Annotated in this window: 20 protein-coding genes; 16 read left to right on the top strand and 4 right to left on the bottom strand. The window is 55.7% G+C overall.

Features of this window, described 5'->3' with window-relative positions; all coding sequences use genetic code 11:
* Window positions 1-210 precede the first annotated feature (210 nt).
* Complete coding sequence (gene rne, locus AACY09_RS00635) at window positions 211-3,276, bottom strand: ribonuclease E (protein ID WP_339485472.1); 3,066 nt, start codon at window positions 3,274-3,276, stop codon at window positions 211-213.
* A gap of 851 nt (window positions 3,277-4,127) precedes the next feature.
* On the opposite strand from rne, the gene rluC reads away from it, so the two are divergent.
* From rluC to sppA, 3 genes are read left to right on the top strand one after another with little or no spacing between them, the layout of a single operon-like run.
* Window positions 4,128-5,081 carry a 23S rRNA pseudouridine(955/2504/2580) synthase RluC gene (rluC, locus tag AACY09_RS00630; protein ID WP_339485471.1) on the top strand — a complete coding sequence of 318 codons (954 nt, stop codon included), beginning with the start codon at window positions 4,128-4,130 and terminating at the stop codon, window positions 5,079-5,081.
* Window positions 5,074-5,766 carry an HAD-IA family hydrolase gene (locus tag AACY09_RS00625; protein ID WP_339485470.1) on the top strand — a complete coding sequence of 231 codons (693 nt, stop codon included), beginning with the start codon at window positions 5,074-5,076 and terminating at the stop codon, window positions 5,764-5,766. The genes rluC and AACY09_RS00625 overlap by 8 nt, the downstream gene beginning before the upstream one ends.
* The gene (sppA, locus tag AACY09_RS00620; RefSeq protein WP_339485469.1) at window positions 5,756-6,754 is read left to right on the top strand and encodes a signal peptide peptidase SppA; all 999 of its coding nucleotides are present in this window, start codon (window positions 5,756-5,758) and stop codon (window positions 6,752-6,754) included. Before AACY09_RS00625 ends, sppA begins: the two co-directional genes overlap by 11 nt.
* A gap of 159 nt (window positions 6,755-6,913) precedes the next feature.
* Here sppA and AACY09_RS00615 read toward each other — a convergent pair whose 3' ends face one another.
* The 3 genes from AACY09_RS00615 to AACY09_RS00605 form a co-directional block, all read right to left on the bottom strand.
* Entirely contained in the window at window positions 6,914-7,294 is a 381-nt protein-coding gene (locus tag AACY09_RS00615) for a type II toxin-antitoxin system VapC family toxin (RefSeq protein ID WP_339485468.1), read from the bottom strand.
* A 2-nt stretch (window positions 7,295-7,296) separates the two neighbouring features.
* Window positions 7,297-7,497, bottom strand: coding sequence for a type II toxin-antitoxin system VapB family antitoxin (locus AACY09_RS00610; RefSeq protein ID WP_339485467.1), 201 nt, complete (start codon window positions 7,495-7,497; stop codon window positions 7,297-7,299).
* Window positions 7,498-7,591: 94 nt separating this feature from the next.
* Window positions 7,592-8,170 (bottom strand): Maf family protein, encoded by a 579-nt coding sequence (locus AACY09_RS00605; protein WP_339485466.1) that lies wholly within the window; start codon window positions 8,168-8,170, stop codon window positions 7,592-7,594.
* A 268-nt stretch (window positions 8,171-8,438) separates the two neighbouring features.
* Here AACY09_RS00605 and AACY09_RS00600 point away from each other — a divergent pair, with 268 nt between their 5' ends.
* The 13 genes from AACY09_RS00600 (at window position 8,439) to AACY09_RS00540 (ending at window position 18,649) form a co-directional block, all read left to right on the top strand.
* Complete coding sequence (locus AACY09_RS00600) at window positions 8,439-8,966, top strand: YceD family protein (RefSeq protein WP_339485465.1); 528 nt, start codon at window positions 8,439-8,441, stop codon at window positions 8,964-8,966.
* 12 nt (window positions 8,967-8,978) lie between these two features.
* Entirely contained in the window at window positions 8,979-9,161 is a 183-nt protein-coding gene (gene rpmF, locus AACY09_RS00595; protein ID WP_010488930.1) for a 50S ribosomal protein L32, read from the top strand.
* A gap of 2 nt (window positions 9,162-9,163) precedes the next feature.
* Window positions 9,164-10,174, top strand: a complete 1,011-nt coding sequence (gene plsX, locus AACY09_RS00590) for a phosphate acyltransferase PlsX (protein WP_339485464.1) — start codon at window positions 9,164-9,166, stop codon at window positions 10,172-10,174.
* 106 nt (window positions 10,175-10,280) lie between these two features.
* On the top strand, window positions 10,281-11,219 hold the full coding sequence (gene fabD / locus AACY09_RS00585) for an ACP S-malonyltransferase (RefSeq protein ID WP_339485463.1): 939 nt from the start codon (window positions 10,281-10,283) through the stop codon (window positions 11,217-11,219).
* Between the two features lie 14 nt (window positions 11,220-11,233).
* Entirely contained in the window at window positions 11,234-11,977 is a 744-nt protein-coding gene (fabG, locus tag AACY09_RS00580) for a 3-oxoacyl-ACP reductase FabG (protein WP_339485462.1), read from the top strand.
* Window positions 11,978-12,176: 199 nt separating this feature from the next.
* Window positions 12,177-12,410, top strand: a complete 234-nt coding sequence (gene acpP / locus AACY09_RS00575) for an acyl carrier protein (RefSeq protein WP_010488922.1) — start codon at window positions 12,177-12,179, stop codon at window positions 12,408-12,410.
* A 237-nt stretch (window positions 12,411-12,647) separates the two neighbouring features.
* Entirely contained in the window at window positions 12,648-13,892 is a 1,245-nt protein-coding gene (gene fabF, locus AACY09_RS00570) for a beta-ketoacyl-ACP synthase II (RefSeq protein WP_339485461.1), read from the top strand.
* Window positions 13,892-14,707, top strand: a complete 816-nt coding sequence (gene pabC, locus AACY09_RS00565) for an aminodeoxychorismate lyase (protein ID WP_339485460.1) — start codon at window positions 13,892-13,894, stop codon at window positions 14,705-14,707. Before fabF ends, pabC begins: the two co-directional genes overlap by 1 nt.
* 3 nt (window positions 14,708-14,710) lie before the next feature.
* The gene (mltG, locus tag AACY09_RS00560) at window positions 14,711-15,775 is read left to right on the top strand and encodes an endolytic transglycosylase MltG (protein ID WP_339485459.1); all 1,065 of its coding nucleotides are present in this window, start codon (window positions 14,711-14,713) and stop codon (window positions 15,773-15,775) included.
* Complete coding sequence (gene tmk / locus AACY09_RS00555) at window positions 15,772-16,404, top strand: dTMP kinase (RefSeq protein WP_339485457.1); 633 nt, start codon at window positions 15,772-15,774, stop codon at window positions 16,402-16,404. Before mltG ends, tmk begins: the two co-directional genes overlap by 4 nt.
* A complete protein-coding gene (locus AACY09_RS00550; RefSeq protein WP_339485456.1) occupies window positions 16,397-17,383 on the top strand; it encodes a DNA polymerase III subunit delta' in 987 nt (328 codons plus the stop codon). The genes tmk and AACY09_RS00550 overlap by 8 nt, the downstream gene beginning before the upstream one ends.
* 37 nt (window positions 17,384-17,420) lie before the next feature.
* Complete coding sequence (locus AACY09_RS00545; RefSeq protein ID WP_339485455.1) at window positions 17,421-17,777, top strand: PilZ domain-containing protein; 357 nt, start codon at window positions 17,421-17,423, stop codon at window positions 17,775-17,777.
* A gap of 89 nt (window positions 17,778-17,866) precedes the next feature.
* Window positions 17,867-18,649: a TatD family hydrolase gene (locus AACY09_RS00540; RefSeq protein WP_339485454.1), complete on the top strand. Its 783-nt coding sequence runs from the start codon at window positions 17,867-17,869 to the stop codon at window positions 18,647-18,649.
* The last annotated feature ends 166 nt before the right edge of the window (window positions 18,650-18,815 follow it).

The raw sequence follows: 18,815 nt of genomic DNA, 5'->3' as shown, positions 1-18,815 counted from the left end.
TTCGGCACCATGGTGGGCAAGCTTCGCGTTGTCACACCCTACGGATCCGCGATTGCGTGGCTCTGCCGTAGGATGGTCGACGCCTTTTTCGGCCACCATTTACGCTTACACATTCAATTATTGTTTGAGCCACGGTGGCCAAGCGGCGTGTTGTAATCTGGCGGAATGAAAAAGGACGCCGAAGCGTCCCTTTTTCATTACTGAGTGAACTTAGGCTTGCGGTTTTTCCGCGTCATCAGCCTGTTGCTCTTCAGCTTCTTTTACGTCTTTGCTTTCGACTTCCGGCGTTTCGGTAACCACTGGAGCGGGTGCTTCAGGGGTTATTTCAACCGGTGTTGCTGCTGGAGTCACTGGCACAACTTCAACCGGCTCATCTGCAACAACCACTGGTGTAGCTGGGGCTGCTTGTTCAGCTTCACGAGCCAGGCGTTCTTCTTCGCGCTTGCGGCGACGAACTTCGCGTGGGTCGTTCGGTGCACGGCCGTTGCTTGGAACAACCACTGGCGCAGGTTCAGCTTCTACTACGGGTTCAGCAGCCGCTTCAGTAACCATTGGTGCTGCTGGCTCTTGAGCTTCTACAGCAGCAACAGTCTCAGCTTTGGCTTCAATGACTGGCTCCGCGGCTGGCAAGACAGTTGGCTCAACAGCCTCAATGCGCGGCTCAGCTTTTGGCGCTTCAGGCGCTGACGGCTCAGGTGCAGCTTCAGGCGTTGGCAGAACAATAACCGACTCAGTAGCCAGTGCAGGTGCTTCTTCAGCTTTGCTTTCTGCCGCAGGGGCTTCGGTTTCGGCTGCAGGCGCTTGCTCTTCATACTGCTTGCGGCTGTGACGCTGTGGCGCTTCAGCTTGAGCGTCTTCAGCGACTGATTGATCGGCAGGTTGTGCGGCTTCAACTGTTTCTGCAACGACAACACTGGCGACTGCAGCAGCGGCTACGGCGCTGTCATCTTCGTTGCTTTCGCTGTTTTCATCAGTGTTTTCGATCACATTGCCATTGGCATCGCGCTGACGCTCACGACGATTGCTACGACGACGCTGACCGCGTGAACGACGACGTGGGCGCTCGTTCTCATTGCTGTCTTGATCATCATCCTGAGCATTTTCAGTGCTGCTCAGTTCTTCATCTTCAGTCGCCGCTGCAGTCTGCTCTTTACGCGGTTGACGCTCTTCGCGTGGCTGACGCGGCTGGCGTGGTTCGCGTTGCGGGCGCTCGTTGGCAACAGCAGTCTCACCGGCGTTTTCGCTTGGTGCGTCCAGCGGTTCACGCAGCTCACGTACCTGGCGCTCTTCGCGTGGCTTGCGCTCACGTGGTGGGCGCGACTGGCGATTTTCCTGCGGTTCACGAACTTCTACAACTTCGCGTGGCTGACGCTCTTCACGTGGCGCGCGCTCTTCACGCGGCTGGCGCGGTTGACGCTCTTCACGCGGAGCACGTTCTTCACGCGGCTTGCGCTCTTCATCGCGACCACCGTCACGACGGCCACCACGGTTACGGTTTTGTTGACGGCCATTGCGACGCTCGTCGTTACGCGCCGGGCGCTCCGACTTCTTCTCAATGACAACCACTGGCTGCTCTTCTTCCTTGGTCGCAAACAAGCTGACCAACGACTTGACCAGACCTTTGAACAGGCTCGGCTCGGCAGCAGCGACTGGCGCTACGGTTTCGCTCGGCGTTGGGGCGGAGCGAGGCGGGGCTGCCTTGATCGCAGCTTCCTGGCGAACCAAGGTGCGGGTGCCGGTAGCTGGCTTTTCTTCTTCAACTTCAGCGGTTGCCATTTCATAGCTGGACTGAGTCGTTTGCGCTTCCATGCTGTCATCACGCAGACGCTGCACTTCGAAGTGTGGCGTCTCGAGGTGATCGTTCGGCAGAATGACGATGCGGGCACGGGTGCGCAGTTCAATTTTGGTGATCGAGTTACGTTTTTCGTTCAGCAGGAAAGCGGCGACTGGGATCGGCACTTGTGCGCGAACTTCAGCCGTGCGGTCTTTCAGGGCTTCTTCTTCGATCAGGCGCAGGATTGCCAGCGACAGCGACTCAACATCACGGATGATGCCTTGGCCGTTGCAACGCGGGCAGACAATGCCGCTGGTCTCGCCGAGCGATGGGCGCAGGCGTTGACGGGACATTTCCAACAGGCCGAAGCGCGAGATGCGGCCGACTTGTACGCGGGCGCGGTCAGCTTCCAGGGCTTCGCGGACTTTCTCTTCTACGGCGCGCTGGTTTTTAGCCGGCGTCATGTCGATGAAGTCGATAACGATCAGGCCGCCGATGTCACGCAGGCGCAGTTGGCGCGCGATTTCTTCAGCGGCTTCAAGGTTGGTCTGCAGTGCAGTCTCTTCGATGTCGCTACCTTTGGTGGCGCGCGCCGAGTTGATGTCGATCGACACCAGTGCTTCGGTTGGGTCGATAAAGATCGAGCCGCCTGAAGGCAATTTAACTTCACGTTGGAAAGCGGTTTCGATCTGGCTTTCGATCTGGAAGCGGTTGAACAGCGGAACGCTGTCCTCGTAAAGCTTGATCTTGCTGGCGTACTGCGGCATCACCTGGCGGATAAAGCTCAGGGCTTCTTCCTGTGCTTCAACGCTGTCTACCAGAACTTCACCGATGTCTTGGCGCAGGTAATCGCGGATGGCGCGGATGATGACGTTGCTTTCCTGGTAAATCAGGAACGGAGCGGCGCGGTCTTGCGAAGCTTCTTTAATTGCGCTCCACAGTTGCAGCAGGTAGTCGAGGTCCCACTGCATTTCTTCGCTGCTACGGCCAAGACCAGCCGTGCGTACAATCAAGCCCATGTCGACCGGGGCATTCAAGCCGTTCAGGGCTTCACGCAGTTCGTTACGCTCTTCGCCTTCGATGCGACGCGAGATACCGCCAGCACGTGGGTTGTTCGGCATCAGTACCAGGTAACGACCAGCCAAGCTGATGAAGGTGGTCAGGGCTGCGCCCTTGTTGCCACGCTCTTCTTTTTCAACTTGAACGATAACTTCCTGGCCTTCGCTCAGCACATCTTTGATGTTGACGCGGCCATCAGGGGCTTTTTTGAAGTACTCGCGGGAGATTTCTTTGAGGGGCAGAAAGCCGTGGCGTTCTGAGCCGAAGTCGACGAAAGCGGCCTCAAGGCTAGGTTCAACGCGGGTGATACGGCCCTTATAGATGTTGGCCTTTTTCTGTTCCCGAGCGCCGGATTCAATGTCCAAGTCATAGAGGCGTTGGCCATCGACCAGAGCAACACGCAACTCTTCGGGTTGAGTTGCGTTAATCAGCATTCTTTTCATGTAGTACCGTCGGTTTCCGTTGCATCGGAAGCGGCGTTCGGCAAACACGACGTTCAGAGTCGGTGTTAGGCGCGTCAGAAACGGTTGTAAGGCGTTTCATTGTCGAGCGACGGTCAGCCAATTGTGCTGGGCCGCGACAGACGTCTCCTGCTTGCTGTATGTGACAGTAAGCACTAAGTCAGGAGGAGGAATCAGCAGTTGGTAGCGGACGAGATAAGGCGTCTTGATAAAGCTCATTGCTACGCAAACCAGCTGCTGTACATCTCCACCCTACACGTATCGCTGAAAATCTTGTGCCGCTCGCAAAATCCGTAGCGGGTTGGCTATTACCGCAACTCTCCAAAGGGGAGCGTTGCGCATCATTACGTTTTGAGGCTTTATTTCCGAATTCTTCGAGGGCCTTAAAAGGCCTATCTAGCTCTGAAGAACCCGTCGGACGGCCTTGCGTCCAAAATGAATTGCGTTGGTTGGGATGGCAATTTAGCGAACATCGCCGAACCAGACCGCTTTTGGCGGCATTCGCGACTATAACAGCAATGATTAAGTGCTTCAAATCCATAAAAAATTGTTATTATTGACTGAGGGTCTGTTCCCGTTTCAGCGCGAGCCGCGTTGCAGCGTAAAACCTTGTCAGGCTAGGCGGAGGACGCGGGTAATGGTTGTTCCCTTGCCAAGTTCTCCAGCACCGCATGGCGAGATTTTTACGCGCAACCTGAAGGGGCGGGCCTGTTTTAGTGCGATACTGCGTTTTTCGACACTTATTTGGAATAACCAAACTTCGTGTCTCGTGCCTTGCCTCGCGCTAAAGCAGGCTCCGGCGCGGCCGTGAACGAAACGAGAACAGACCCTTGATGACAAATCCTTCCCCTCCAACCTCTGGCGTGCAGCTGATTGAGGTTGCGCCGGAACTTGCCGGCCAGCGCATTGATAATTTCCTGCGCACTCAATTAAAGGGTGTGCCAAAGACATTGATTTACCGCATCTTGCGTAAAGGTGAAGTGCGGGTCAATAAAGGTCGGATCAAGCCTGAATACAAAATCCAGGCGGGCGATATCGTTCGCGTACCACCCCTGCGGTTGCCTGAGCGTGATGAGCCTGCACCTTTGGCTCAAGGGCTGCTTGAGCGTCTTGAGGCGTCCATCGTCTATGAAGACAAAGCCCTTTTGGTGATCAACAAGCCAGCCGGCATTGCGGTGCACGGCGGTAGCGGTCTCAACTATGGCGTGATCGAAGCTTTCCGTCAGTTGCGCCCGGACACTAAAGAACTTGAGTTGGTGCATCGTCTGGACCGCGACACGTCCGGGCTGTTGATGATTGCAAAGAAACGCAGCATGTTGCGCCACCTGCACGAAGCGTTGCGCGGCGATGGTGTCGATAAGCGTTATATGGCCTTGGTGCGCGGGAGCTGGCCTGCGGCCAAGAAGTCGGTCAATGCTCCGCTGCAAAAGAGCAACCTGCGTTCCGGTGAGCGCATGGTGGAAGTACATGATGAAGGCAAGGAAGCGTTGACGCGTTTTCGCGTGCTGCGTCGTTTTGGCGAGTTTGCCACCATTGTGGAAGCCAAGCCTGTTACCGGTCGCACCCACCAGATTCGCGTGCATGCGCAGTTCGCAGGGCATTGTATTGCTGGTGACACCAAGTACGGCGATGATGATTTCAGCCGCGAAATTCGCGATCTGGGAGGTAAGCGCTTGTTTTTGCATGCCTATGAGTTGGTGGTGCCGCTGCTTGATGGTGGTGAACTCAAGCTGTCTGCGCCGGTTGATGAGGTTTGGGCGAGGACCGTGGAGCGTTTGAGTGTCTGATTACCGTCTGCTGATTTTTGATTGGGACGGCACCCTGGTGGATTCGATTGGTCGTATCGTTGAAGCCATGCATCGGGCCTCTGATGCCTGTGGCCTGGTTCGCTGCACTGACAACCAAGTCAAGGGCATAATTGGCTTGGGCTTGCCCGAAGCTATCGCCACCTTGTACGCCCATCTTGATCCTGCTGCGATTGAAGCGTTCCGCGCTGTCTACAGCACGCAATACTTGGCGCTTGAGGCTGAACCTTCGGCCTTGTTTGCCGGGGTTGAGCAGTCGCTTGAGGCGTTTCGTCAGCAGGGCTATTTATTGGCTGTTGCAACCGGCAAGGGGCGTCATGGCCTTGAGCGTGTATTGCAGGGGCGTGGCTGGACTGATTATTTTGATGCCACCCGCTGTGCTGATGAAACGGCAAGCAAGCCGCAGCCTTTAATGCTTGAGCAATTGCTGGCTGAGTTTGATCTGCAGGCCAGTCAGGCATTGATGGTGGGCGATTCTGTGTTCGACTTGCAGATGGCGCACAATGCGGGAATGGATTGCGTGGCTGTGGGCTATGGCGCCCAGTCATTAGACGTTTTGCGTGCGTGTTCTCCGACGCTGGCGATTGAAGAATTTACTGAGCTGCGCAGCTGGCTGCAGAGGCGCGCAGGTAGTCAACGAGTTGAGGTGGGCAGTTATGTCGGATGAGTGGAATTTGCCTGAGTCAGGCGAAGCTAAGCAGTCGAAAGAAGACGTTAGAAGTTGGAAGCTGTTGGAAAAAACCCTGTTGGCGGGCGTGCAGGAACAACGCCGCTCGCGCCGCTGGGGGATTTTCTTCAAGGCGCTGACCTTTATATACCTGTTTGTCGCGCTGGCGCTGTTCTCGCCAATTTTCAAGCTCGGCAAGGGCGCAGTGGATGCCAGTGCTTCCCACACTGCCTTGGTCGAAGTGCGCGGTGTGATCGCGGATAAAGAAGCAGCCAGTGCTGACAACATTGTTGGCAGCCTGCGCGCTGCATTCGAGGACGAAAACACCAAGGGCGTGATTATGCGCATCAATAGCCCGGGCGGCAGTCCAGTGCAGTCGGGCTACATCTACGACGAGATCAAGCGTCTGCGCGGCGAGCATCCGAATATTAAGTTGTATGCAGTCATCAGCGATATCGGTGCCTCTGGCGCTTATTACATCGCCAGTGCTGCCGATGAAATCTACGCCGACAAGGCCAGCTTGGTCGGCTCTATTGGTGTTACGGCAGCAAGCTTTGGTTTTGTTGGCTTGATGGACAAGCTCGGCGTAGATCGTCGCGTCTACACCTCTGGCGAGCACAAAGCCTTTCTTGATCCGTTCCAGCCACCGAAACCTGAGGAAACCCAGTTTTGGCAGGGTGTGCTCGATACCACGCATCAGCAGTTTATCGACAGCGTGAAGAAGGGTCGCGGTGATCGTCTCAAGGTTGCTGAGAATCCGGAGCTGTTTTCTGGCTTGGTCTGGTCGGGTGAGCAGGCGCTCAAGATTGGCCTGATCGATGGCTTGGGCAGCACAAGCTATGTAGCGCGTGATGTGATCGGCGAGAAAGAGTTGGTCGACTACACCGTCCAGGATTCGCCGCTCGACCGCTTCGCCAAGAAGCTCGGTGCCAGTGTGGCTGAAGATCTGGCGCTGTGGATGGGCTTCCAAGGCCCGGCCTTGCGTTAATCAAGGCGCTCAACAAAAAAGCCCGGCACGCCGGGCTTTTTCGCATCTGTCATTTAGATAAAGCGCACGGCGCGGTTGAGGTTTTTTTCAGCCATCATTGGCAGCGCCGAAATTTTTCAGGGTGCCGGGCCGTTGAACTTGGGCGTCTCACGCTATCGCTTAATGCAGAGCAGGGTGGTGCGCTATGTCGAATTTTTCCGCGAGCCTGGCAAGGCGTTTGTCCAGTGTCCATAGCTGTGTGCTGGGTGTTGTGAGGGTGGAGGCAAGAAGGGTTATGTCTACTAGGCCGCAGTCGAGGCCATAGAGCTTTTCACGCTCGATGAGCGCCATTGCCTCGGCTAGGCTGGTCTGATTGCATTGCTGTAATAGCGAAAAGCTGTCCAGCGTCTGCGTTCTTGGAGCGGGTGGTGTGCCGCAGGCAATTTCCATAATGACCATCGGGTGAGTTATCGCAAGGTCAAGCCCAATAAGGTTGGTCAGTTGAGCATTGCCGTGGCGGAAGTGATCTACCCAGACCGATGTGTCGATAAGTACCCTCATTTCTACGCTGGGCCACCACTGCGGCGCGGTGCGTCCTGAATTTCAGGCGTCGTGCCGCTCAGCGCTGCAAGGCGCTTTCCAGCTTGTACGCGTATGAAGGTTTTCATGGCTTCACGGAAAATATCCGCTTTATCCATGGTGGGGTCGGCCATCTCAAGGGCTTTTTTATAGAGCGCGTCGTCGATGGTGATTGTGGTGCGCATGGGCTTGGCTCCTTGTCGCTTTTTTGTCCGTTATCTGCGCCGCATAATTCCGCTATTCGCTGAGGGGCGATGGACAAGCTTTGCTCGTCGCACCCTACGGGATTTTCCAGCCTTCGTTGTGCAGCATGTCAACCAGGCGGATCAGAGGCAAGCCGATCAAGCTATTGGCGTCTGTACCTTCGGTGCTGCGAAATAGGCTTACGCCTATGCCCTCTGCTTTAAAGCTGCCCGCGCAATCGAAAGGTTGTTCAATCTCCAGGTAGCGCTGGATCTGCTCTGGGCTAAGCTCGCGAAAGTGCACGGTAAAGGGTACGCAGTCGACCTGGTGCTCACCGGTGGCGCTATTCAGTAAGGCGAGGCCGGTCAGGAAGATCACGCTTTTGCCGCTGGCGGCGCTTAACTGGTCAGTGGCGCGCTCCAGAGTGTGGGGCTTGCCGAGCACCTGCTGGTCAAGTACGGCAACTTGGTCAGAGCCGATAATCAGGTGTTGAGGGTGGCTGCTGCTCAGTGCATGCGCTTTTTCAAGTGCTAGGCGTTTGACCAGGTCTATGGGCGTCTCGTCAGGGTGGCGGCTTTCATCGATATCGGGCGAGCTGCAACTAAATGGGATATTTAGCCGGCTCAGCAGTTCGCGACGATAGGGTGAGCTTGAGGCGAGAATCAGTGGCAGCATGGTGTGTCCTGTTGGGCGATCAAGCTATAGAAGGCGTTGGGTTGAACCGTTAAAGGTCTATTATAAAGGCTCTAGGTGCTACTGTTTAATTGGCAAAATTGGCGGCTTGCATGGCCAGATGTTGGGTGTAATCCTCGGTGTCAGGCGAAATTTTCACGCGAAATTAGGCGGGACTTGGCAGCTTAATAAAGATTGATGATCTTTTGTGCTGCAGATAAGCCTAATTTCCTTTGACAGGTACGGGTCTCATCCCTAGAATGCGGCGCCTATGTCGAATGGACCGATTCCACCTCACGTTGATCCGCGTAAGTTAGCAGATCGCACTGCCACCCTAGAGGGTGAGATTGCGCTTGCCGATTTACAAAGGCTCTGCAGCCCGCTTGCCGCTAATGACGGCATGGTGCGCGCGAAGTTTTTCTTCGAGCGTGACGAGCGCAATGCTGTGGTTTTCCACAGTGAGCTTGAGGTTGATGTCAAAATGGTTTGCCAGCGTTGTCTGGAACTGGTCGCTCTGCCGATCCAAAGCGCATGTGATTACGCTGTGGTGAAAGAAGGTGCGAATACCCAGTCTGTGCCGCAAGGCTATGACGTGCTGGAGTTGGGTGAAGATCCTTTGGATCTGCTTGCGCTGGTTGAGGATGAGCTTTTGCTTGCCTTGCCCATTGTCCCAGCTCATGACCCCGATGATTGCCAGCAGCCCGGCGGGCTCGATGAGCCTGAACCGAGCGAGGACGAGGTAACGCGGTCCAACCCGTTCAGTGTATTAGCACAGTTAAAGCGTGACCCAAACGTTTAGGAGTTAATTAGTATGGCTGTTCAGCAGAACAAAAAATCCCGTTCCGCTCGCGATATGCGCCGTTCGCACGACGCACTCGAAGGCAACGCTCTGTCCGTAGAGAAGAGCACCGGTGAAGTTCACCTGCGTCACCACGTATCGCCAGAAGGCGTTTACAAGGGTCGCAAAGTGATTGATAAGGGCGCTGACGAGTAATCTTGTCCGCTCCAATCATCGCGATTGATGCAATGGGTGGGGACTTCGGTCCTCACTGCATTGTTCCGGCAAGTATCGCTTGCCTGCAGAAATACCCCTCGCTGCACCTGGTCCTCGTCGGCCAATCTCCCGTAATACAACGTCTGATAGACCAGCATGCCGCTATTGATCGCTCGCGCCTGAAGATCGTTCACGCCAGCGAAACGATTGCGATGGATGAGTCGCCCGCGCACGCCTTGCGTAATAAGCCAGATGCTTCCATGCGCGTTTCTCTCGAGCTAGTTGCTGCTGGGCAGGCGGATGCGTGTGTCAGTGCCGGAAATACCGGCGCCTTGATGGCGTTGTCGCGTTATGTGCTTAAAACCTTGCCGGGCATCGATCGCCCCGCGATGATTACGGCTGTACCCACTGAGCGGGGTGTCAGCTATTTGCTTGATCTGGGCGCCAATGTAGATTGCTCGGCTGAAAACCTGCTGCAGTTTGCGTTGATGGGTTCTGTTGCGGCTCAAGCTCAAGGTATTCAGAAGCCGCGAGTGGGTTTGCTCAATGTTGGAACCGAGTTGATTAAAGGTAATCAGCAGGTGAGGGCGGCTGCGGCGCTGCTGCAGCAACATCCCGAGCTTAATTACGTCGGCTTTGTCGAGGGGGATGGTCTCTATCGCGGCGTTGCTGATGTTGTGGTTTGTGATGGTTTCGTTGGCAATATCGTGCTCAAGTCCAGTGAGGGGTTGGCGAGCATGATAGCCGGGCGTATTACAGAGTTGTTTACCCGCAATCTGTTGAGTCGTGCGCTGGGGCTGATGGTTTTGCCGCTTTTGAAGCGTTTGCAAGGGGAGTTGGCGCCCTCGCAGCACAATGGCGCGAGCTTGATGGGCTTGCAGGGGATTGTTGTCAAAAGTCATGGTGCGGCGGATGATGCAGGCTTTCAGAGTGCAATTCGCCGGGCTTTGACGGAGATCGAAGAAAATCTACCGCAACGATTGCAGGGTCGCCTTGACGATCTGTTGCGTTAGAATGTGACCGCACTGGATGCTCGGTCATCCAAGCGACAGCGTGTTGTGCACAGGTACCCCCTGCGCCAACTTCCCCGACGTTAAACAACACTAGGGATCTGTTTAAATGTCTGCATCCTTCGCATTCGTCTTTCCCGGTCAAGGCTCACAATCCTTGACCATGCTGGCTGACCTTGGCGCCCAGCAAACCGTCATTACCGACACCTTTGCCGAAGCCTCCGCTGCCCTCGGTTACGATCTCTGGGCGCTGACCCAGCAAGGTCCTGAAGAACAGCTCAATCAAACCGATAAGACCCAGCCTGCGATTCTCACGGCTTCGATTGCCTTGTGGCGTCTGTGGTTGGCTGAGGGTGGCGCTAAGCCGGCTTTCGTCGCCGGGCACAGTCTGGGTGAGTATTCGGCCCTGGTTGCGGCTGGCAGCGTTACCCTGGCTGATGCGGTGAAGCTGGTTGAGCACCGTGGTCAGTTGATGCAGCAGGCTGTGCCGGCTGGTCAGGGCGGCATGGCGGCGATTCTCGGTCTTGAAGATGCCGACGTCTTGGCTGCCTGTGCAGAAGCGGCGCAGGGTGACGTGGTCAGTGCAGTGAATTTCAATGCCCCGGGCCAGGTGGTCATTGCAGGCAGCGCTGAAGCTGTCGCGCGGGCTATCGAGGCGTGTAAGGCGCGTGGCGCCAAGCGCGCCATGGCATTGCCAGTCAGCGTGCCTTCGCATTGTGCACTGATGCGTCCTGCGGCTGAGCGTTTTGCCTCGGTTGTCTCGGCTATCGACTGGAAGATGCCACAGGTTCCCCTCGTGCAAAACGTCAGCGCTGCTGTGGTTAGCGATCTAGAAGTGCTCAAAGCTGACCTGTTGGCGCAGCTGTATAGCCCGGTGCGCTGGGTTGAGTCGATGGTTTGCCTGTCTGAACACGGGGTTACCGATCTGGTCGAGTGTGGCCCTGGCAAAGTGCTGTCGGGTCTTAACAAGCGCTGCGTAAAAGGTATCAATACCCATAATCTGGAAACTCCAGACGCTTTCGCTGCAGCACGTGCGGCGTTGGCCTGATTGAGGAAATGAGTATGAGTTTGCAAGGTAAAGTCGCACTGGTAACCGGTGCAAGCCGTGGCATTGGCCAAGCTATTGCCCTCGAATTGGGCCGTCAGGGCGCAGTGGTGATTGGTACTGCTACGTCCGAGTCGGGTGCCGGTCGCATTTCTGAGACGCTAAAATCCAACGGCATCGAAGGCGTTGGTATGATGCTCGATGTGTGCAGTGACGAATCAGTCAGTGCCGTGCTGGAAAATATTCAGAAAGAATTCGGTCAGCCGCTGATTTTGGTCAACAATGCTGGCATCACCCGTGACAATTTAATGTTGCGGATGAAAGACGACGAATGGTTTGATGTGATCAATACCAACCTGAACAGCCTGTATCGCCTTTCGAAAGCTGTTTTGCGGGGTATGACCAAGGCGCGTTTTGGTCGTATTATCAACATTGGCTCCGTTGTGGGTGCCATGGGCAACGGCGGACAGGTAAACTACGCTGCAGCTAAAGCAGGACTGGAAGGTTTTGGTCGTGCTCTGGCACGTGAAGTGGGGTCGCGTTCGATTACAGTGAACGCAGTGGCACCGGGCTTTATCGATACAGATATGACCCGTGAATTGCCGGAAGCACAGCGTGATGCGCTGCTAACGCAGATTCCGCTGGGCCGTCTTGGGCAGGCACAAGAGATAGCAAATGTTGTCTCTTTCCTCGCTTCTGATGGCGCAGCATACGTCACAGGGGCTACTATTCCTGTGAATGGCGGGATGTACATGAGCTAAATGTGACGGCGGTCATCCGAAAACTGTCATAGGTTTTGTCTAAAATCCGTTATAAAGCTGCAACAGGTTTATAGGCAGATCGTTGATGTGTTTTTGGGGGCCACCCTGCATTCAGCTTGAAATGCTAAAAACCCTTTATATACACTTGGCTGCACTGACAAGCTGCCTTGATTTGTCCAATTAGGAGTGAAAATACGGTATGAGCACCATCGAAGAACGCGTCAAGAAAATCGTTGCTGAGCAACTGGGCGTGAAAGAAGAAGAAGTAACCAACAGCGCTTCCTTCGTTGAAGACTTGGGTGCCGACTCTCTTGACACCGTTGAGCTGGTGATGGCTCTCGAAGAAGAGTTCGAAACCGAGATCCCGGACGAGCAAGCTGAAAAGATCACCTCTGTTCAGGAAGCCATCGATTACGTTACCGCTAACGCCTAACGTTTATCGTCGGTTACCCGATTAGAAAAAGCCGTACGGTCTTTATGTCCGTGCGGCTTTTCTTTAACTGGCTGTTGCTAGCCGGCTTTTTTGGATTGCAGCGCGTAGTGGCTCGGCTTAATCTGCCCGGTAATACGCGGCCTCTTCACTGTGCAGGTTTTTGCAAAGTGGCTGAGTGTTTAGTGCACTCGTATGGACTGCAACCGTGCGTTGTAAAACAGAATAAAGGAGATTGCTGTGTCGCGTAGACGCGTCGTAGTTACCGGTATGGGCATGCTGTCGCCGCTGGGTAACGATGTGCCGAGCAGTTGGCAGGGCATTTTGGCCGGACAAAGCGGTATCGGCCTGATCGAGCATATTGATCTTTCTGCTTACACCACCCGTTTTGGTGGCTCGATCAAAGGCTTTGATGTCGAGCAGTACTTGTCTGCCAAAGAGGCGCGCAAGCTCGATTTATTTATTCAGTACGGGTTGGCGGCCAGTTTTCAGGCCATGCGTGATTCCGGTCTGGAAGTCACCGATGCTAACCGTGAGCGCATTGGCGTGGCACTGGGTTCGGGTATTGGCGGTTTGACCAATATCGAAAACAGCTGCAAGGTTTTGCAAGACCAGGGCCCGCGGCGTATTTCGCCATTTTTCGTGCCGGGTTCGATTATCAATATGATTTCCGGTTTCCTGTCGATCCACCTGGGCATACAGGGACCAAACTATGCAATTGCAACGGCCTGTACCACCGGTACCCATTGCATTGGCATGGCAGCGCGCAATATCGCTTACGGCGAAGCTGACGTAATGCTTGCCGGCGGCGCTGAAATGGCGGCGTGTGGTTTGGGTATGGGGGGCTTTGCAGCGGCCCGTGCACTCTCGACGCGCAACGATGAACCCGCCAAGGCCAGTCGTCCGTGGGATGTCGACCGTGATGGTTTTGTCTTATCTGATGGTGCCGGTACGCTGGTTCTTGAAGAGCTTGAGCATGCCAAGGCACGGGGCGCACACATTTATGCCGAGTTGATTGGCTTCGGTATGAGTGGTGATGCTTTCCATATGACTTCACCGCCGGAAGACGGAGAAGGGGCTGCGCGTTGCATGGCCAATGCCATTCGTGATGCGGGCGTGAACCCGGATCAGGTGCAGTACATCAATGCCCATGGCACCTCTACCATGGCCGGCGACAAAGCTGAAATTGCAGCGGTCAAGTCGGTCTTCGGTGATCACGCCTACAAGCTCAGCGTCAGCTCGACCAAGTCGATGACTGGCCATTTGCTCGGCGCTGCCGGTGCTGTAGAGGCGATCTTCAGTGTATTGGCGATTCGCGATCAGATTGCGCCGCCGACCATCAACCTCGATCAGCCTGATGAAGGCTGTGATCTGGACCTGGTGGCGCACACGGCTAAAGAAATGCCGATCGATGTGGTGCTGTCCAACTCATTCGGTTTTGGTGGCACTAACGGATCGCTGGTGTTCCGCCGGTTCAACGATTGATGTTGAGTTGGATCGACGGTCGCCCTGAAGAGTTGCTGTCGATCAAAGATCGCGGCTTGGCCTACGGTGACGGTTTGTTTGAGACTGTCGCCGTAACTGCCGGGGCCCCGGTTTTGCTTGAGCGCCATTTGAGTCGTCTGGCTCAGAGTTGCGCCCAGCTGAAGATCGAACTTGATCATGCCCTTGTGCGTACCGAGTTGCTGACCTTTTGCGCCGCCTTGGGTGACGGCGTCGCCAAGCTGATCATCACCCGTGGTGACGGTTTGCGCGGATATGCACCACCGCCAGCTGCGCAGCCACGGCGTATCCTGCAAAGTTCTGCAACACCTGCCTACGCACCTGAAAACGCCGAACAAGGTGTGCGCCTGTTTGCCTGTGCCACGCGTCTAGCCGAGCAGCCTCTACTCGCTGGGATGAAGCATCTCAACCGTTTGGAGCAGGTACTGGCCCGCGCCGAATGGAATGACCCACTCCACGCCGAAGGCCTGATGTGCGATGTCAGCGGCCGGGTGGTAGAGGGGGTCTACAGTAATATCTTTATGGTCAGGGATGAGCAGTTGTTCACCCCGGACTTGAGTCGTTGCGGCGTTGCCGGGGTGATGCGTGCCGAACTGCTGGAGGCCGCCGCGAAGCTGTCGATACCCTGTAGGGTGACGGATATCAGCTTCGACGAACTGCGCCGCGCTGACGAGGTCTTTGTTTGTAATAGTGTTTATGGCGTTTGGCCGGTGCTGGAACTGCTTGATAGTCGCTGGTTGGCAGGGCCTATGACCCGTAAACTGCAAACAATCGCTCGTGATTTATTGGATAGCTAATTCGTGATTCGCAAACTACTGCTGTTTCTTGAAGTCTGTGTGCTGCTCGCGGGCCTGACATTTGCGCTGGCCGCCTGGCAGCAACATTCGGCTTTGGAGCAACCGCTTCAGCTCAGCCAGGAACGTCTGATAGAGGTGCCCAAGGGCGCTACACCGGGCGGGGTGCTCAATCGACTGGAGCGTGAAGGGGTCATTGATAAAGCCTTTTGGCTGCGCTTGTATTGGCGCTTCAATCTACGCGACGAACCCCTGCACAGCGGTGAATACCGCTTGATGCCTGGGCAGTCGGTGCGCGACATGATCGGCTTGTGGCGCCGGGGCGAAGTGGTGCAGTACAGCCTGACCTTGGTTGAGGGCTGGAATTTTCGTCAGGTTCGTCAGGCATTGGCGCGTCAGGATGCTTTGCAGCTCACCTTGAGTGATGTCACTGATGAGCAGTTGATGGAGCGTTTGGGTGAGCCTGGAATGAACCCGGAAGGGCGATTCTTCCCCGATACCTATCGCTATGTGCGCGGCATGAGCGATTACGAATTGCTTAAGCAGGCCCATACGCGCTTGCTGCAGGTGCTTGATGAAGAGTGGCAGGCGCGGGCGGATGGTCTGCCCTACAAAGCACCCTATGACGCCTTGATCATGGCTTCCATGATCGAAAAGGAAACCGGCGTGCCGCAGGAACGCGATCAAATCGCTGGCGTGTTTATCCGCCGGTTGACGATGGGCATGCGCCTGCAGACTGATCCTACGGTGATCTACGGCATGGGCGAGCGCTACAAGGGGCGGATTACCCGTGCAGACTTGCGTGCGCCGTCGCCGTACAACACCTATATCATTGATGGTATGCCGCCGACCCCCATTTCATTGGTAGGGCGTGAAGCAATCCATGCAGCGTTGCACCCGGCGCCAGGTAAAAGTTTGTACTTCGTCGCCCGCGGCGACGGCAGCCATGTATTCTCCAATTCCCTTGAGGCGCATAACAAAGCGGTACGTGAGTATCAGCTCAAACGGCGGGCGGATTACCGCTCAAGCCCTGCGCCGGTTCCAACCCCTGATCAAAAGGACACTCAGTGAGCGGTTTGTTTATCACCCTTGAAGGCCCGGAAGGCGCAGGCAAGAGCACTAATCGCGACTATTTGGCGCGCCAGCTCGAGTCGCAAGGTTTAGAGGTTGTCCTGAGTCGTGAGCCGGGCGGCACACCGCTGGCTGAGCGCGTACGCGAGTTACTGCTGACGCCCAATGACGAGCCGATGGCGGCAGATACTGAATTGTTGCTGGTATTTGCGGCGCGCGCCCAACATATCGCCCAAGTGATTGCGCCTGCACTGGCCCGTGGCTGCGTGGTGTTGTGTGATCGCTTTACGGATGCGACCTATGCCTATCAGGGCGGCGGGCGGGGTTTGTCAGAGGCGCGCATTGGCCAGTTGGAGCGCTTTGTCCAAGGTGACTTGCGCCCTGACTTGACCCTGATTTTTGATTTGCCGATTGAAGTCGGATTATCCCGCGCTGCAGCGCGTGGACGGCTTGATCGCTTTGAGCAGGAAGGCACTCAGTTTTTCAATGCCGTGCGTCACGCGTATCTGAAGCGTGCCCACGCTACGCCTGAGCGTTACCGCATTGTGGATGCAGCGCAAACCCTGGAGCAGGTGCAGCGGGCCCTGGATGCATTGCTGCCTGATATTCTGGAGTTGCGCCGTGGCTGAGGCTTACCCTTGGCAAGATCAACTGTGGCAGCAACTGGCTGGGCGCGCTCAACATGCCCATGCCTATTTGCTGCACGGCGCACCGGGCATCGGCAAGCGTGCGCTGGCCGAGCGCCTGCGCGCACGCCTGTTATGCCAGCGTCCACAGGGGCTGGATGCCTGTGGTGAATGCAAGGGCTGCCACTTATTGGCTGCTGGTACCCATCCTGACTCGGCCGTGCTGGAGCCGGAAGAATTTGATAAGCCAATCAAGGTTGACCAAGTGCGTAGTCTGGTCAATTTTTTGGTGCAGACGGCGCAGCTAGGCGGTCGCAAAGTGGTGTTGGTCGAGCCTGCTGAAGCAATGAACCTGAACGCCGCCAATGCTTTGCTGAAAAGCCTTGAAGAGCCTTCCGGCGATACGGTTATTTTGATGATCAGTCATCAGCCCAGTCGCTTGCTGCCAACGGTCAAGAGCCGCTGTGTGCAACAGGCTTGCCCCCTGCCAAGCGAGGCCATGAGCCTGCAATGGCTGGCTCAAACCTTACCCGATAACAGCGCAGACGAGCGCGCTGAGTTGCTGTGCCTGGCCGCAGGCTCGCCTTTGGTTGCAGTGCGCATGCAGGAGCAGGGCGTGCCTGAACAGCGCGCTCAGGTGGTTGAAGGTGTTAAAAAACTACTCAAGCAACAAATTGCCGCGAGTCCCTTGGCTGAAAGCTGGAACTCAGTGTCTTTGCAACTGCTGTTTGACTGGTTTTATGATTGGTCTCAACTGATGCTGCGCTATCAATTGACCCAGGATGAACAAGGGCTTGGTCAAGCCGATATGCGTAAAGTTGTGCAGTATTTGGCCGATAAAAGTTCACAGGCCAAGGTGATAAAAATGCAGGACTGGATTTTGCTGCAACGACAAAAAGTCATTGCAAAAGCTAACCTTAACCGTGTGCTGCTTCTCGAAGCCTTACTGGTACAGTGGGCAAGCTTGCCCGGACCGGGCTAGAATCGCCCACTAAGTATTAAAAAATCAGGAATGCCGCATGAGCTTGCCACCTAACCTGGGCCCGCGTAATGGAATTTTGTCTCTGACCATCAAAGACAAGTCCGTGCTCTATGCCGCTTACATGCCTTTCATCAAAAATGGCGGGTTGTTTATCCCGACCAACAAAAGCTACAAGCTGGGTGATGAAGTGTTTATGTTGCTCAACCTCATGGATGAGCCTGAAAAAATCCCGGTTGCCGGTAAAGTCATTTGGATCACCCCGAAAGGTGCGCAGGGCAATCGTGCCGCCGGTGTTGGGGTGCAGTTCAATGACGGCGACAACACCGCACGCAACAAGATTGAAACCTATCTGGCTGGCGCGCTTAAGTCGGACCGTCCGACGCACACCATGTAAGTGGATTGACGCACAGGCTATAAGGCAAAAGGCCGCATTGATTGCGGCCTTTTGCATTCACTCTATTTGCTGAAGATTATTGAGTTTTTATGTTGATTGACTCGCACTGCCACCTCGATCGCCTGGACCTTGGCGCCCACAACGGCTCGCTGGATGCTGCACTGGATGCGGCGCGCGCACGGGGTGTTGGTCACTTTCTATGCATTGGTGTCAGCGCGGATAACGCCGTAGCGGTCAAGGATCTGGCGGATCGCTATGCCGATGTGGATTGCTCGGTCGGCGTGCATCCGCTGGACTTGGAGCAGGGCGCTACCCCGACGATGGATTGGCTGCTCAGCGAGCTTGAGCACCCACGGGTGGTTGCTATCGGTGAAACCGGGCTTGATTATCACTACGAGCCAGAAGCCGCTGAATTGCAGCAGGCATCGTTTCGCCTGCACCTAGAAGCGGCTCAGGCCACCACCAAGCCTGTTATCGTCCATACCCGAGGGGCTCGCGCAGACACCTTGCAGCTGTTGCGTGAGGCCGCATTGCCGCAAGCCGGGGTTTTGCATTGCTTTACTGAAGACTGGGACATGGCCAAGGCCGCCCTGGACTTGGGTTTTTATATCTCACTGTCGGGTATTGTCACCTTCCGCAATGCTGACGCCCTGCGTGAAGTCGCACGCCAAGTGCCGGTTGATCGGTTATTGGTTGAGACCGACTCGCCGTATCTGGCGCCTGTGCCCCACCGTGGCAAGCCGAACCTGCCTGAGTACGTGCGTGACGTCGCTGAATATCTGGCGGTGTTGCGGGGGGTTAGCTTTGAGCAATTAGCCGAGCAGACGTCGACTAACTTCAAGCGTCTGTTTCCGTTGGCGAGGGTGGTCTGAAACCGGCGAAATTAACGCGCCGGGCAAAAAAAACCCGGGTTCTGGGGGATGAATCCGGGTTAAGACCATTAGGAGTAATCAAGGTACGCGGTCCACGGTACCTTGGCTGGCGAGTCACTTGGGGGGAGATGCCCCGCCAGTACCTATGAGTATTGGCCAACTTTTC

This window comes from Pseudomonas sp. EL_65y_Pfl2_R95 (assembly GCF_963971045.1).
Lineage (GTDB): Bacteria > Pseudomonadota > Gammaproteobacteria > Pseudomonadales > Pseudomonadaceae > Aquipseudomonas.
The sequence above is the reverse complement of the archived record's forward strand: the minus strand, read 5'-3'. Positions and strand labels throughout refer to the sequence as shown.